This is a genomic window from Paracoccus aminophilus JCM 7686 (assembly GCF_000444995.1).
In the GTDB taxonomy this organism is placed as follows: domain Bacteria; phylum Pseudomonadota; class Alphaproteobacteria; order Rhodobacterales; family Rhodobacteraceae; genus Paracoccus; species Paracoccus aminophilus.
On the sequence record NC_022050.1, the window covers coordinates 110,517 to 123,998 of the forward strand.

Genomic DNA, 13,482 nt, shown 5'->3' on the forward strand with positions numbered 1-13,482 from the left:
TTCTTAACGGTGTGTCTGACTGGCGTTTCAGCTGAAGGATGGCAAGCCAGACCCGTGTCCGGTGAGTATTTGGCGACCTGTCGCTCAGAGATCACCGCGTGCACGCAGACTGATCTCACGCCCTGCCCCGACGATGATGTGGTCATGCAGGGTAAGACCCAGCGTTTTGCAGCCCTTCTGGATCTCCTTCGTCATCTTCAGGTCGGCATCAGACGGTTCGGGATCACCACTGGGGTGATTGTGGACCAGGATCAGCGCCGATGCGTTCATCAAAAGCGCACATTTCAGCACCTCGCGCGGATAGACCGGCACATGATCGACGGTGCCGACCGAGACCCGAACATCGGAAATCAGCCGGTTCTTTCGGTCAAGGTAGAGAACATGAAAGCACTCGACCTCACCCCGTACCGCGATGGCACAATAGTCCAGCACAGCCTGCCAGGAGGTCAGCAGCGGGTTTTGGTTGAAATAGCGCGCAAGAATCTCACGCGCCTCAAGGATGACGGTTTGCTCCTGCTCAGTCATCGGCCCGCCCTCCGGCCCCGCCGGCAAGCGTTGCGCCCCCGTTGTCGTCATCATCTGACGCGACGAATTGGAATTCTTGGGTGATGAAGTCGTTGAGCCGGATCGCCAGCTCCATATTCGTGGCAACCGAAAGGCCAAGAGCCATGAAGGCGGCGTAAACAGCGGTATCCACTTTTTCGTCAAAGGTTTGCATCAGGGGTCTCCCGGAATGAGAAGCCCGCCGCCCGCATCTATGAAGCCGCGAGCGCTTGGGCCGGGAATGGGAAGGGTCGCGGCAACCGAGGGCCAGGAGCCGGGCTGCCGCGTGATGATGGGACGAATGAGTGCGCGAGGGGCTTCAGCCCGCGCGCTCGAGTAGCTTCTTGGCCTTGCCCTCGAGCTCAAGCCGGGTGTCCTGCTGGGTCTTGTCCCGCGCGAGACGCGTGATCCCCTGAACAAAGTCAAAGATGCTCTCGGGCGGGTGGCCCTCCTCCACCAGCACCTTATCGATGATCTTGCCGGCCTCGAGCTTCGAGAAGCCGCGCTTGCGCAGGAAGGTCTCGCGGTCCTCGTCAGTCCGGGCCACAATCTGCTGACGGGCCGCCTTGATCCCGTTGATGAAGCCCGAGGGCGAGGAATTGGCAAAGCGGGTCAACGCCGGTGCAGCCTCATGCGCGAAGCGGGAGGCGGCATATTTCGAGTGGCGGATTGTGATCTCCTGGAATTCTTCCTGCCCCCAGATGTTCCGGTTCTGGCACACGGCGCGCAGGTAGAAGCTGGCAATCCCAAGCGTCTTGGCCCCAACCTCCGAGTTCCAGCAGTAGAAGCCCCGGAAGTAGAGATCCGGCGATCCATCGGGCAGTTTGCCCGCCTCGATGGGATTGTGGTCGTCCACGAGGAAGAGGAACACATCGCGGTCCGAGGCATAGAGCGTGGTGGTGTCGCGGGTGATGTCCACATCCGGATTATAGACCCCGGTCGACCAGTCGAGCGTGCCCGGCACCTTCCAGCGGGTATCCCCAGTGCCATTGCCCGCGATGCGCTGCACGGCCTCGACCAACTCATGGTCATAGATCCGGCCATAGTCCGGGCCGGTGACCGCGCGCAGCTCCGTCCTGCCGTCCTCGGTCTCGAAGGTCTTGATCTGCTCGGCACGGTGGCCCGAGAGGCCATACTGCAGATTGATCCCCGCCAGCGGCGCGGGCAGCTGACGCAGGTAGGACGCCGGCGCACCAACCAGACTCGCAAGCTGGCCAAACGCCCAATGGGTCGGCGCCAGCGGCGCATTCGCCTTCGGCAGGATCAACTGCAGCCGTTCGGCATTGTCTCGGCTGGCCTCGACATGGATCTTCGCCGTCTCAACAATACGGGACGTGCTGCGCTCCGAGCGTGCCTTGACCGAGGCCCAGAGGTCATCGAGCGAGAGATAGCGCTCATCATCCGGTCGATTGAACCATTCGGACGACACCCGGCCGTTGCGCTCACCCCGGCTGACATCCACCTTGTAGCCACCACGCACCGGGCGCGCGGGTTCCAGAATCTGCATGTTGTCCATGACAATCACTCCGCGACGGGCCGCCGGAGGCCTCTCCCCCAGCCCGGACCCGTCACGGGCAAACCAGCCGCGCTCTCACTCTGGGCCGGGCGGAGCCACCAATCACCAGTAGCGCTGACACAGTCCTTCCCGGATCATCTGCGCGGCAAGATCGCGGCCATCGGGCAAGGTGCAACGCCCGATGCTGCGATCATAGCTGCTACGGCCATTCAGGGCGCAGGTAAGGGACTGCCCGGCAACGAGTTCCCTCACCCGCCCGGTAGCCGCATCACCTACCGCTGTTCCGCGCTCAGCGCAGTCCAGAGATCCAAACCGGACCGGCGTGCCCGCAACCTCGATCGTATCGCCATCGCGAACATGGCTGACCGGGCCTTCAATCACGCGCAAGGCAGTCAGCTCGGGCAATGCGGCGAGATGCTCGGGGAAGCGCTCCACGGCCATAAAAGCCAGCAACAACGCTCCGCTCACCACGGAAAGAAACTGCAACGGCCGGCTGCGACTAAGTCCTCGCCGCCGAAATCCAGATGCTGACCGTCGCGCGGTAGGGTGCTGGAATGGCCGGGGGTGTATTCTTCTGCTCATCCGAAAGCCTTAAAACATGAAGCCCTGTCAAGCCATGTCCCCGAAAGGGGAATTGCTCGCTGCTGCGCCCTGCCCTATCAATGGTGCAGAACAAAGGGGACCTTGATGACCGAAATCAACCTCGACACGCTTTCTCTGAGCGAACTGAAGCAGCTGGAAAAGTCAGTCGCCAAGGCGATCACCTCCTTTGAAGAACGCCGCAAGGCCGAGGCCCGCGCCAAGGTCGACGAACTGGCGCGCGAACTTGGCTATTCGTTCGAGGAACTTGCGGATGCAGCCGCATCCCGCAAACGCTCCCCGTCAGTGGCGAAATATCGTCATCCCGAGAACCCGGAGCTGACCTGGTCTGGCCGCGGGCGCAAGCCAGGCTGGATCGGTGAAGCGCTGGTTAACGGCAAATCACTTGAAGACTTTGCTATCTGATCAACAGGGCGGGGCATGACAGGCCCTCGCTCGCACAGCGAGATGAGGAAGCCATGCCAAACGATCTTGAGCGAAAGATTGCCTCTGTCATGGCCAAAGCGATGGCCTTGATCTGTGTTCGCAATACATGTCTTGAAACCCTGCATGCAGGACCCGGGGTGGTCAGCCATACCGGGGACTATTCCGATGTGATCGTGACCGACGCCAATGGACGGGCGATCCCATGGTCAGAGGTGTCCAGGATCAGCGATGACGAAATGCGCGAGTTGATGCGCGAGATCGTCAACCGGCTCTACACCTTCCAGCTTCGGCTAGGCGACGAAGAGTTTCGGGACTATCTGGACCGGCAGTTGACCTCGACCCGCAACTGGGACGAGCCAAGGCACGATTGGAACCTCGCGGACCGCAAGCTGCGTGACACAACAGGCTCGGATGCCGCTGTCCCTCCGAGCCCAGGGACACACGGCGCGTAGATGGCTCGCGTGAACAGCGCAAAAAGCGCCATCTTGCTACCAACCCCCTGAAACCTATACACTGCTCTTGGGGACGCCACGCGTCGTCCCTGGGGCGTGGAAACCCCTGAATCTGTCGGTATTGGCGTCGGCCGAAACGGCGCCGATTCCTTGACCATGCGGTCGGGGAGCCTGTGACGTATGTCCAGGCGCTCCGGTGCTAAAGGTCATAGGGACCGGACAGGTTCGGTTTTCCAACTCCCCGATCATGGGTCAGGAAGCGATTGCGGGGGCGTACCGCAGCATTCGCTTCTGCCCGGTAAAGGGTAGGCCGAGTTGGACGGCGATTTGGATGATTTTGACAGGCGCCTCGGTGAGAGGCTGAAGGCGCTACGGACAAAGCGCGGCCTGTCACTGGCTGATGTCGCAGCCGAGATTGGCGTGAGCTACCAGCAAATGCAGAAGTATGAAGCGGGCCAGAATAGCCTGTCGGTCAAGCGTATGCTGAGAATAGCAGATCTTTTGGTTGTGGACCCTCACGTCATCCTGAAATCGGTGTTCCGCGAAAGCTGCGAGGACGGGCTATATCGACTACAGCCATTTCAACGCACGGGGGAACGGCACCGCATACTGAAGGCGTATTTTTCCCTTCCAGAGGATATCAGGTTGGCGGTTTGGCATCTTGTCGAGGAAGTCCATGGCCAAATGAACAGGAAGCCATGAGGGTCTGCAAAGGAACGCACAGCCGCAGACGCACCCGTCGATGCCAACTGGCAAAGCCGGCGGACAAACTCACCAGAGAAGGTCACTTAGTCGGGTATCGCAGATATCGCAGGGCAAGAGAAAAGCAGGCCAACCAAGGTAGCCTGACGATCTGCGCCGGTCTTCTCGAAGATGTTGCGCAGGTGGAAGGCGACGGTCGTGGCAGATACACCAAGGGTTGCCGCAATCGCCGCAGGTTTCGCGCCACCGGCAAGCAGCAGCGAGATCCGCGCTTCGGTCGGTGTCAGACCGTAAACTGCGGACAGCGTTTCCGGCCGCGGCAGCGGCGGCCGCTGTCTGTTTCCCAGAAACACCGCGATGCGCGGATCTGCATGGTCGCTCTGCAATGCGACACCGAAAAGCGACACATCATGCTCACCTGAAACGGCTGAAATGGTCAGTGCGGCAACCTCTCCCTCGCCTGTCCCGAGTTCCCTCAACCAGATGCCGAGTTTGCGGTTCTCGGTATCATGGGTTGCACAAAACCCGCCATCCAGCACCAGACCATCCATTTCTTCGACGAGTTTGCGGGCGGCAATGTTGGCAAAATGGACACGCCGCTCGGCATCGGTCACGACCACCGGCGTCGCCAGCACATCGAGAACGCTCATCGCTTCTGGCGAACCTGTGTCAGACCAGTGCGGCTCTACTGGACCGGTGCCGCGATCCGGCCAGAGTTTCAGCTGCCTGAGCCGCGCCTCGACAGTTGCCAGCATCAGATCATAGTCGATGGGCTTGACCAGATAATCATCCGCACCAAGCCGCTTGCCGTCGATGATCTGCTGACGCTCAGCCAGCGCCGTCAGGAAGACGAAGGGGATCGCCGCATTGGGACCACCGGCCGCTTTTACGGCCTGAAGCACCGCATAGCCATCCATGCCCGGCATCGAGATGTCACAAAGGATCAGATCGGGCTGCACGCGGGCAAGCTGTTCCAGCGCCTCCTCGCCACTGGCCACCTCAAGCGCACCATAACCGGCCTCACGCAGTTCATCGGCCAGATCGCGCAAAAGATCGGCCTCGTCGTCGATACACAGGACAAGCCCCTTGCTGTCACGCCCGCGCATGGCTCCCTCCTTCAAGCAGTTGTGCCCCGTCCGCTCCGGCCCGGGGCAGGGTCAGCCCGAATGCGACCGTTCCGGGCGCTGTTTCCAACAGGGTCAGATCGCCCCCCTGAATGCGCGCCAGACTGCGGGCCATATAGAGACCAAGCCCGATACCACTGACCCCCTCTACCCGGCTGCCCCGGTAATAGCGGTCAAACACATGTGGGCGGTCCGCAGGGGCGATATCGCCGGTATTGCTGACAATGACCGAAACCTTCTCGGCTTTTGCTTCAATGGTCACTTGGATCTTCTCTCCGGGATCAGAGTATTTGCGGGCATTGGACAGCAGGTTGAGCAGGATATGCTCGAGCTGCGTTGCATCCCCGGTCGCCAATATAAGGCCCTCCGGGGGACGAACCTCGATGTCTATCGGCTCGAAATCGTGCTCGGCCCGAGTCACCAACCCGGTCATGAGAGCCGCAACATCGACGCTGTGCGCCTCAGTCGTAACCTGGCCCGCATCAAAACGCGCGGCATCGAAAATGCTTTCAATCAGGCGCACCAGTTGCGCGACAGCCGCCCTTGCGCGTGTGGTCCGCTCGGAGATCTCGACGGTGTCGACCGCGCTTCCGCGCCGCATCAGCCGTTGCAGGCTGGAGTCGATCACCGCCAGCGGGGTGCGGAACTGGTGCGAGATCATCGCGGCAAAGTTTCGGTAGATGTCGAGAGACGCCCGTTCGCGGATCAAGGCGGCATCCAACTCCTCGGTGCGCCGCGCAACCTCGATTTCCAGCTGATCGCGGTGCCGCGCCAGCGACCGCTGCGCATCGTGGCGTTCGGTGACATCCGAGGCGATCAGTACCGCGCCCACAATCTGACTGTCCCGTCGAAGGGGAAAGCCCATCAGGTCGATGAGATGCGGCTCTCCTCCATCACGGTCGAACACCGACTGGTCGACCGCGACGCGGGCGCGGCCCCCCAAGATGTCCTGCAGCATGGCGGCGATATGCTGCGTGGCGAAGAAACCGGCGATCTCGGCGGAGCTGCGGCCAAGCGCCTCATCTGCGCGCAGGCCGAACAACGTCTCCATAGCCCCGTTCCACAAGGTGCATTGACCGGCAGTGTCAAACGCCACGATTCCACGATCCCCGGCGCTGACCAACAGCTGGGAAAAGGCGCGTTCGGCCTGAAGCTGCGCCGCGCGTCGGTTCGACGCCCGCGCGGTCAGCGCCAGCGACAGGACGAGGACCAGCCCGGCCCCGGCAATCACCGCCAGCGAAAGACCAATCTGGCGCATCCCGCTTGCGGTCTGGTCCAGCTGCCTGCCGATATCTTCCCATTCGGCAGTCATGGCGCGGTTGGCCGCGCGACCCAGTTGCATCGCCAGCGGTTGCAGCGATTCCGACACGCGATCGAGGGCCGCAAGATCGCCGGTCAGAACCCGCGCAAGATCGACTTCGAGGTGGGCCATGGCCGCTTCAATGCGGGCAAGCGTGTCCTCGAACCCGAGATGGGTCATGCGCCCACGCTGCGGCTCGTCGAGCAGGATCTGCGTGCGCGAAAACCAGATATCGAGCGCCCGGTGTATCTGGCTGGCATCCCCCTGAGCAGCCCAAGCCGTCTCCTCGATCAGCCGCAGGTTTGCGGCCTCGGCTCGCGAGATCACCCAGAGCATGTTCTGGGTCAGTTCAATCCTCAGCGTGCTTTGGGTCATTGAGAGCTGGCGGAAGGACAACACCAGAACCGTCGCAAAGACCGCGATTGTCAAAAGCGGCAGCACCACCCCGGCAAACTGGCGGGCGCGCTCCCTCACCGGATGTCGAGCCGGTTCAGCTGCCAGACCCAGCGGGTATCATAGCGGATGTCCTGCAATTCCTCGTGGTCATCCCGGGGATAGATGATCCACCACGGCCCCTTGTCACGCGGAGTGAGGCGAGTGCCGTTCATGCTGTGGGCAAGGATCACGTCAAAGCGGATGAAATCCTCGATCGGGATTTCGACCTCGTAATCGTTCAGCGCCCCGACGACGACGATATCGCCCGGTTCATGGCGCGGCATGAGCGCCAGAAGATCGCGCATCAACACGCCCTCGAACTGCTGGACCCCTTCTGTGACCGAGGTCGTGGTGGAGATCTCGTGCATTGGCAGGGCCATGATCTGGTCCTCATAGATCGTGTTCGAGCTCGTGCCATTATCTACAGAATAGTGAATATCCTGTGCGACCGAGATGCCGGTGGTCAGGGCCAGCCAGGCAAGGGCGGCGGTGAAAATCCGCAGCTTTCTCAAATCAGCCTCCACAAAAACGGTCCTGAACCGGGTCAGGATAGGCCCTGCGGCGATACCTGTCACAGATTTTGCCGCCCTTCCCCGTTCAAACGAACGGGGCGGACCCGCTTCTGTCGTGCAAGGATCGGAAAAATTCGAACCGGGCGAAGGCGTTTCGACGATGTGGGATTTCAGTATGGCGCAGGCGATTGGCCTGATGCTGCGCACGATGCCGTTCGTGCTTTTGCGTGCTTGCGTCTATTTCGGGATCACACTGGCCTATGTGCTGGCGACCGGCACCGGGGTCGGGGTCGGCTGGGGCATCGGCGCCTTTGGCGATGACGAGTTCCGGGCCCAGAGCATGGCCTGGGGCGGCATGATCGGTTTCGGGATCACCGGCGCGGTGATGTATTGGATCCGCGAATACATCCTCTACATCGTCAAGGCCGGGCATATCGCCGTCATGGTCGAACTGATCGACGGCAAGCCCCTGCCCGAGGGGCGCGGCCAGATCGCTCACGCGACAGCGGTGGTGAAAGACCGCTTCGGCCAGGCCTCGATGCTGTTCGCACTGGATCAACTGGTCAAGGGCGTGATCCGCGCGGTCACCGGCCTTGTGCGCGGGATCCTCGGCATCCTGCCAATTCCTTACGTCAAACAACTGATGGGCGTGCTGCAGGCGTTTCTGCGCGTTGCCGTGGGCTTTGTCGATGAGATCATCCTCGCCCATGCGATCCGGCACGGCTCGACCGATGCCTGGGCGTCGGCCCGCGAGGCGCTGGTGCTCTATGGTCAGAACTGGAAGGTGATGCTGCGCAACGCGGCCTGGCTGACGGCTTTCATCTATGGGCTGGCAGGGCTTGTGTTCCTCGTCATGCTCGCCCCGGCGGCGGCGCTGGTCTACGCCATGCCCGGTGCCTGGTCAGCGGGCGGTTTCGTCTTTGCACTGCTCTTTGCCTGGAGCGTCAAGGCCGCATTCCTTGAACCTTTTGCCGTTGCCTGTCTCTTGCAGGTCTGGGTGAAAACCACCGATGGCCAGCCGCTTGATCCCGAATGGGACGGGCGACTTGAACAGATGTCCTCGCATTTCCGCAAGCTCAAGGCCCGGGTCACGGGTGCCTTTACCCGCAAGGGAGAAACCATATGAAACGCATTCTTCTTGCAGGGGTAGCTGCCCTTGGCCTCGCCATACCAGCCATTGCGCAACAGCGCCCTGATACGATCCTTGTCCTTGACGCATCCGGCTCGATGTGGGGCCAGATCGACGGCGTGAACAAAATCACCATCGCCCGTGATGTGGTACGTGATTTCGTGGCGGCTTTCCCGGCCGACGAGAACCTTGGCCTTGTCGCTTATGGCCATCGCGAACGCGGCCAGTGTTCCGATATCGAGACCATCGTCTCGCCCGCACGCGGCACCGGCGAAGATATCGCGAGGATCGTGGCCGAGTTGAACCCGCGCGGCATGACGCCGATGACCGATGCGGTGATCGCGGCGGCGCAGGCGCTGCGCCATACCGAACAGGCGGCGACCGTGATCCTGATCTCGGACGGGATCGAGACCTGCAATCCCGACCCTTGCGCGGCCGCCCGTGCGCTGAACGAAGCCGGCGTCGATTTCACCGCCCATGTCATCGGTTTTGACGTGCGCGGCGAGGCCGAGGCGCTGCTCCAGATGCAATGCATCGCCGATGAGACTGGCGGCCGCTTCCTGACCGCCGACAATGCCGAGGAACTCTATGGCGCGCTGGAACAGCTTGCGGTCGTTGAATCCGGCGTCTTCAGCTTTGCCGCGTATCAGAACCACGAGCGCATGGGGCCAGAGCCGGTCTTCTTCCGGCCGGACCAGGAGATTTCGGCCGAGTATCTCGCGGGCAATGTCAGCTGGGAGATCTCGGACACTGAAGCCAGCTATGTCCAGACCCTCACCGGCAACCCGGCCCAACTGGACCTGCCGTTCGGCGACTATGTGGTGACCGTCACAACTGAGGCCTGGGATCAGCCGGTCCAGACCGAGATGAACTTCGCGGCGGAGTCCATCCACAATCTGTCGGTGATGTTCCCGCCCCGTGAGCCGGAGCTGGCCGAATTGACCCTGCGCGCGGTTCTGGACAGCGCAAGCGGTCCGCTGATCGATACCCCGATCACCTGGGAGTTCACGCAAGGTGACGACAGCTTTGAATTCGACGGCAATCCCGGGGTGATGGAAGTCCGCCCCGGCACTTGGACCGTCACCGGCTATCACGCCGCGATGGAGCTGGAGCAATCACAGACGCTGACGCTGGCGGAAGGTCAGCGCGCGACACAGGCCTTTGTTTTTGAAACACCGGCCGCGCCGTTGCCCGCCGCCACAGTCACTGCGCCTGCGCAGGTTGTGGTGGGGTCTGCCTTTGGCGTCAGCTGGATGGCAGAGGGCGCGTTGCAGGAACGGGACTATGTGACCATCGTGCCCGTGGGCGCAGAAGCCGGAGCCTACACAAACTTTGACCGGCTGCAGGGACGGTCTGAGGGACAGTTGCGCGCGCCCGCCGAGCCCGGCCTTTACGAAGTGCGGTTGCAGACCGAGCATGGCAAGGCCGTTCTGGCCATGACCCCGGTCGAGGTTGTCGATGCGTCCGTGAGCGTCTCTGGTCCGGCGCAAGTCGTGATTGGATCGGCCTTCCGGGTGACCTGGGGGGCTGAGGGCCTGCATCCGCGCGACTATGTGACCATCGTCCCAATGGGGGCCGAGGATGGCGCCTATACGAACTACACCCGCCTTGAGGGCAAGACCGAAGGCAGCTTGCGCGCACCCGCCGAAGCCGGGCTCTATGAGCTGCGCTTGCAGATGGAGAATGTCGGTCGTGTTCTTGCCCGCGCGCCCATTGAAGTTGTCGAGGCGGAGGTGACGGTCTCGGCACCCGCGCAGGTTCTGGTCGGCTCTGCCTTCGAGGTCAGCTGGAGCGCCGAAGGGCTGCATCCGCGCGATTATGTCACCATCGTCCCCATGGGTGCTGCCGAGGGGGAGTATACGGATTACGACCGCCTTGAAGGTCAATCCTCCGGCAGCCTGCGTGCGCCGATTGAACCCGGGCTTTATGAAGTTCGCCTACAAATGGAAAATCGTGGCCGTGTCCTCGCGCGCACGCCGGTGGAAGTGGCCGATGGAGAGGTGACGCTGAGCGGCCCCGAGCGCGTCCGGGCAGGTGGTGATGTCGCCGTTTCCTGGACCGGCGCCATCCACCCGCGTGACTATATCACCATCGTTCCTGCGGGAACCGCAGACGGGGAATATGCCGCCTATACGCGTGTTGGCGATGCCTCTCAGGGCAGAATGACGGCCCCGGAAGAGCCCGGTGCCTATGAAATCCGCTATCAGCTTGAAAATGCTGGTCGGGTCATGGCGCGAGCCTCCCTTGAGGTGCTGGCATCGGATGCGGCGCTGGATGACGGCGCCGGTCTGCAAGCGCCTGCCACCGGCAAACCCGGCGAAGTCATCACCGTCAGTTGGACCGGCGGCAATGACAGCGCCGATCAGCGCGTGGCGCTGGCCCGCGCCGATCAGGCCGATTTCAGCTGGATCAGTGCCGAAACGGCCATTGGACGGACAAGCACGCAGATCAGCTTGCCGGATGCACCGGGCCGCTACGAGCTGCGCTTCCTCGATGTGGCAGGACAGGCTGTCCTTGGCCGAAGCATCATCGAAGTCGCGCCCTGAGACAGGAGTAAATCGTGACAAGACACCTTTTCGCGGCGCTGGCCATCGCGGCCTTGGTCTCGCCCGCCATGGCGCAGGAGACAACCGGAACCATCACCGGCACATTGGACGGCGCCCCGGCAAGCTGGACCTTCTCTGCCACGCAATCGGATTTCGTCTGGAATACCAATTCCGCCAGCATCTCGCTGATGGGCTGGCCCGATGCGGCACCCGAGGGGTTCGCCATGATCAGTATCGGGTTCGGGCTGCAACAGGGCAGCCCCGAGAACCCGGAAGTCCTTTTGATGCCGCGCAGCGATGGACCGGCCCTGTTTGGCCGGGACATCGAAATCACGCTGACAGAAGTCGGGATCGAGGGCGAGGTGCTGCGCCTCTCGGGCAGCCTGTCCGGCGTTCTGGGCTAGACCACTGAGTATGGCGCAAGCATGGATATGGCCGCTCCGCGCCAGATCGACCTGACATTCGACGGCGTGATCGCCGCCCCGTGATATACCCTTTTGACCGGAGTATTCCCATGAAGACACATATATTTTCCGCCCTGCTGGTGGTGATGGCCGGGCCCGCCTTCGCACAGGGTTTTGAGCCCATCGGAGAAATCCGCGTCACTTTCCACGGCGAGGAACTGGTGTTCGAGACGCAGGCCGCCGAAATCGACGGCGAAACCATGTCGTCGGCCACAGTCGGCACCTTGGGCGGCTCACCCGGCCTGCCGCTGGTCAATGTGCTGCAGATCACCGGCGCCCTAGTTGTGGATGGCCGGACGGTCGGAACATTGCATCTGACCCAGAATTTCGACGAACACCCTCAGGATGGCACAAACGCAGCCGTATGGCAGAGCGCCTCCGTCAGCTATTTCCCCAATCGCAGCACCCCTCCGATGTGGGAGATGAACCCTGAACAGCGCAGCAATGTCACCTATGAGGTCGACAGCTATTATTTCGATGGCGAGACCGGCATGATCCAAGCACGCTTTTCGGGCGAGATATGCCGGGTGGACCAGCCCGGCTATGAAGCCGATCCCACAGATTGCCACGAAATCAGCGGCAGTTTCGAGACCCAGCTTCACAAGGAACAGGACTGATGCGCGGCGCCGCCCTTGCTGCGCTGATCGGCACGGCGCTTCTGGCTGGGCCTGTGCGGGCCGAAGTCATCGAGCTTTTCCCCAGCGAGTGCGATGCGTCGCCCGCGCTTGAGGATCTCGTCGGTCCCTACCGCCTGTCTGTCTTCCCCGGAACGCTCACCGATGGCGTCCGGTCTGTGGCGGCCTCCCATCACTCCTCCCATGCCGTCAGCCTCATTCTGATGGGTGAGGATCTCGTATTGCAGGACATCTCGGGCGGCCCTGCCGTCAGTTTCCGCTATGTCGGCCCGGATGAGCCGGGCTGGCGCGGCGATGACGGCGAGGTCAGCACCGAGGAACTGGCCGAGATCGTCGGCTGCGACGTGAACCGACTGCCGCGGCTGATCGGGTCGGGGACCACGATGGCGGATGGCGGGCAGGTCAGCTTCACCTATCGGCTGATGGTCTGGAACATGACGCCCGAGCATGCCGCCCTGATCGGCGGCATGGAGTGGAGCGGCGGGGGCGTAACCGTCACGCGCCGCGTCATGATGGAGGCACAGTAGATGCAACGTATCGACCGGCGTCTCTTTGGCATTGCTCTGGCTGGGCTCACACTCTTGCCTCGGTCGGCATGGGCGGACACGCCTGCGGCAATCGGAATGCCGGGCGACGAAGTAACAGGCACCTTGGATCTGCTGCGCGAAGGTGAAGTGCCTTTGAGACTGGTCACCTATGCGCGAACCATTGCCGGGCGACCCGCTCCAGAGAATAGTGATCCGACAGCCGCAGCACTGCTCGACAGCATGGCCGGGCGCGTGATCCACAGCGCAAGTTGGACATCACCCGATGCTAGAGGCGCGGCGCCGGTTGCCTTTTACGTCAGCATCGAAGCGCTGGAGAACCCAGACCCGCGGACGCCCTCGGCGCGTGTCAGTCTCGAGTTTCAGATCGACCGGCAACGCTTGAACCCCTGGAACGCGGCCGCAGTTTCAGATTCCGCCCGGCAGGCCAGGGGCGCAGCGCGGAATTGAGCAGCAGCACGCTCGACGTCTCGCTGGACTACGTCGCTCAAGGCGATCACCCGAATGGTCTGGCTTTGGAGGGCCGAGTGATCGTGAGGATGGAAGACGGCAC

16 protein-coding genes are annotated in these 13,482 nt (G+C 62.3%); 9 read left to right on the plus strand and 7 right to left on the minus strand.

Annotation, left to right across the window (positions count from 1 at the left end):
- Window positions 1-84: 84 nt before the first annotated feature.
- The 4 genes from JCM7686_RS22820 to JCM7686_RS22835 all read right to left on the minus strand — a co-directional run bounded on the left by JCM7686_RS22820 (window position 85) and on the right by JCM7686_RS22835 (window position 2,545).
- On the minus strand, window positions 85-525 hold the full coding sequence (locus tag JCM7686_RS22820; protein WP_041528428.1) for a JAB domain-containing protein: 441 nt from the start codon (window positions 523-525) through the stop codon (window positions 85-87).
- The gene (locus tag JCM7686_RS22825; RefSeq protein WP_041528429.1) at window positions 518-718 is read right to left on the minus strand and encodes a hypothetical protein; all 201 of its coding nucleotides are present in this window, start codon (window positions 716-718) and stop codon (window positions 518-520) included. The genes JCM7686_RS22820 and JCM7686_RS22825 overlap by 8 nt, the downstream gene beginning before the upstream one ends.
- Before the next feature lie 144 nt (window positions 719-862).
- Window positions 863-2,059: a hypothetical protein gene (locus JCM7686_RS22830; RefSeq protein WP_020952660.1), complete on the minus strand. Its 1,197-nt coding sequence runs from the start codon at window positions 2,057-2,059 to the stop codon at window positions 863-865.
- A 102-nt stretch (window positions 2,060-2,161) separates the two neighbouring features.
- Window positions 2,162-2,545: a thermonuclease family protein gene (locus tag JCM7686_RS22835; RefSeq protein WP_051201759.1), complete on the minus strand. Its 384-nt coding sequence runs from the start codon at window positions 2,543-2,545 to the stop codon at window positions 2,162-2,164.
- A gap of 201 nt (window positions 2,546-2,746) precedes the next feature.
- Here JCM7686_RS22835 and JCM7686_RS22840 point away from each other — a divergent pair, with 201 nt between their 5' ends.
- The 3 genes from JCM7686_RS22840 (at window position 2,747) to JCM7686_RS23745 (ending at window position 4,239) form a co-directional block, all read left to right on the plus strand.
- The gene (locus tag JCM7686_RS22840) at window positions 2,747-3,064 is read left to right on the plus strand and encodes an H-NS histone family protein (RefSeq protein WP_020952662.1); all 318 of its coding nucleotides are present in this window, start codon (window positions 2,747-2,749) and stop codon (window positions 3,062-3,064) included.
- A 53-nt stretch (window positions 3,065-3,117) separates the two neighbouring features.
- Window positions 3,118-3,537 (plus strand): hypothetical protein, encoded by a 420-nt coding sequence (locus JCM7686_RS22845; protein ID WP_020952663.1) that lies wholly within the window; start codon window positions 3,118-3,120, stop codon window positions 3,535-3,537.
- Between the two features lie 315 nt (window positions 3,538-3,852).
- Entirely contained in the window at window positions 3,853-4,239 is a 387-nt protein-coding gene (locus JCM7686_RS23745) for a helix-turn-helix domain-containing protein (protein WP_020952664.1), read from the plus strand.
- Between the two features lie 86 nt (window positions 4,240-4,325).
- Here the strand turns inward: JCM7686_RS23745 and JCM7686_RS22855 are convergent, their stop codons facing one another.
- Genes JCM7686_RS22855 through JCM7686_RS22865 form a run of 3 tightly spaced genes read right to left on the minus strand, consistent with a single transcriptional unit; the run spans window position 4,326 to window position 7,610 of the window.
- A complete protein-coding gene (locus tag JCM7686_RS22855) occupies window positions 4,326-5,345 on the minus strand; it encodes a response regulator (RefSeq protein ID WP_020952665.1) in 1,020 nt (339 codons plus the stop codon).
- On the minus strand, window positions 5,332-7,137 hold the full coding sequence (locus JCM7686_RS22860; protein ID WP_020952666.1) for a sensor histidine kinase: 1,806 nt from the start codon (window positions 7,135-7,137) through the stop codon (window positions 5,332-5,334). The genes JCM7686_RS22855 and JCM7686_RS22860 overlap by 14 nt, the downstream gene beginning before the upstream one ends.
- The gene (locus JCM7686_RS22865; RefSeq protein WP_236635919.1) at window positions 7,134-7,610 is read right to left on the minus strand and encodes a molybdopterin-dependent oxidoreductase; all 477 of its coding nucleotides are present in this window, start codon (window positions 7,608-7,610) and stop codon (window positions 7,134-7,136) included. The genes JCM7686_RS22860 and JCM7686_RS22865 overlap by 4 nt, the downstream gene beginning before the upstream one ends.
- A 160-nt stretch (window positions 7,611-7,770) precedes the next feature.
- On the opposite strand from JCM7686_RS22865, the gene JCM7686_RS22870 reads away from it, so the two are divergent.
- The 6 genes from JCM7686_RS22870 to JCM7686_RS24585 all read left to right on the plus strand — a co-directional run bounded on the left by JCM7686_RS22870 (window position 7,771) and on the right by JCM7686_RS24585 (window position 13,379).
- Window positions 7,771-8,736, plus strand: coding sequence for a hypothetical protein (locus JCM7686_RS22870; RefSeq protein ID WP_020952668.1), 966 nt, complete (start codon window positions 7,771-7,773; stop codon window positions 8,734-8,736).
- A complete protein-coding gene (locus JCM7686_RS23750; RefSeq protein WP_020952669.1) occupies window positions 8,733-11,285 on the plus strand; it encodes a vWA domain-containing protein in 2,553 nt (850 codons plus the stop codon). The genes JCM7686_RS22870 and JCM7686_RS23750 overlap by 4 nt, the downstream gene beginning before the upstream one ends.
- Window positions 11,286-11,299: 14 nt before the next feature.
- A complete protein-coding gene (locus tag JCM7686_RS22880; RefSeq protein WP_020952670.1) occupies window positions 11,300-11,689 on the plus strand; it encodes a hypothetical protein in 390 nt (129 codons plus the stop codon).
- Between the two features lie 110 nt (window positions 11,690-11,799).
- Complete coding sequence (locus JCM7686_RS22885; RefSeq protein ID WP_020952671.1) at window positions 11,800-12,366, plus strand: hypothetical protein; 567 nt, start codon at window positions 11,800-11,802, stop codon at window positions 12,364-12,366.
- On the plus strand, window positions 12,366-12,911 hold the full coding sequence (locus JCM7686_RS22890) for a hypothetical protein (protein ID WP_020952672.1): 546 nt from the start codon (window positions 12,366-12,368) through the stop codon (window positions 12,909-12,911). Before JCM7686_RS22885 ends, JCM7686_RS22890 begins: the two co-directional genes overlap by 1 nt.
- Window positions 12,912-13,379, plus strand: coding sequence for a hypothetical protein (locus tag JCM7686_RS24585; protein ID WP_020952673.1), 468 nt, complete (start codon window positions 12,912-12,914; stop codon window positions 13,377-13,379).
- The last annotated feature ends 103 nt before the right edge of the window (window positions 13,380-13,482 follow it).

Bases quoted from the DNA above. Each gene is read 5' to 3' on its own strand.
- JCM7686_RS22820 (WP_041528428.1), bottom strand. From the start codon at position 525: ATGACTGAGCAGGAGCAAACCGTCATCCTTGAGGCGCGTGAGATTCTT.
- JCM7686_RS22825 (WP_041528429.1), bottom strand. From the start codon at position 718: ATGCAAACCTTTGACGAAAAAGTGGATACCGCTGTTTACGCCGCCTTC.
- JCM7686_RS22830 (WP_020952660.1), bottom strand. From the start codon at position 2,059: ATGGACAACATGCAGATTCTGGAACCCGCGCGCCCGGTGCGTGGTGGC.
- JCM7686_RS22840 (WP_020952662.1), top strand. From the start codon at position 2,747: ATGACCGAAATCAACCTCGACACGCTTTCTCTGAGCGAACTGAAGCAG.
- JCM7686_RS22845 (WP_020952663.1), top strand. From the start codon at position 3,118: ATGCCAAACGATCTTGAGCGAAAGATTGCCTCTGTCATGGCCAAAGCG.
- JCM7686_RS22855 (WP_020952665.1), bottom strand. From the start codon at position 5,345: ATGCGCGGGCGTGACAGCAAGGGGCTTGTCCTGTGTATCGACGACGAG.
- JCM7686_RS22870 (WP_020952668.1), top strand. From the start codon at position 7,771: ATGTGGGATTTCAGTATGGCGCAGGCGATTGGCCTGATGCTGCGCACG.
- JCM7686_RS23750 (WP_020952669.1), top strand. From the start codon at position 8,733: ATGAAACGCATTCTTCTTGCAGGGGTAGCTGCCCTTGGCCTCGCCATA.
- JCM7686_RS22885 (WP_020952671.1), top strand. From the start codon at position 11,800: ATGAAGACACATATATTTTCCGCCCTGCTGGTGGTGATGGCCGGGCCC.
- JCM7686_RS22890 (WP_020952672.1), top strand. From the start codon at position 12,366: ATGCGCGGCGCCGCCCTTGCTGCGCTGATCGGCACGGCGCTTCTGGCT.
- JCM7686_RS24585 (WP_020952673.1), top strand. From the start codon at position 12,912: ATGCAACGTATCGACCGGCGTCTCTTTGGCATTGCTCTGGCTGGGCTC.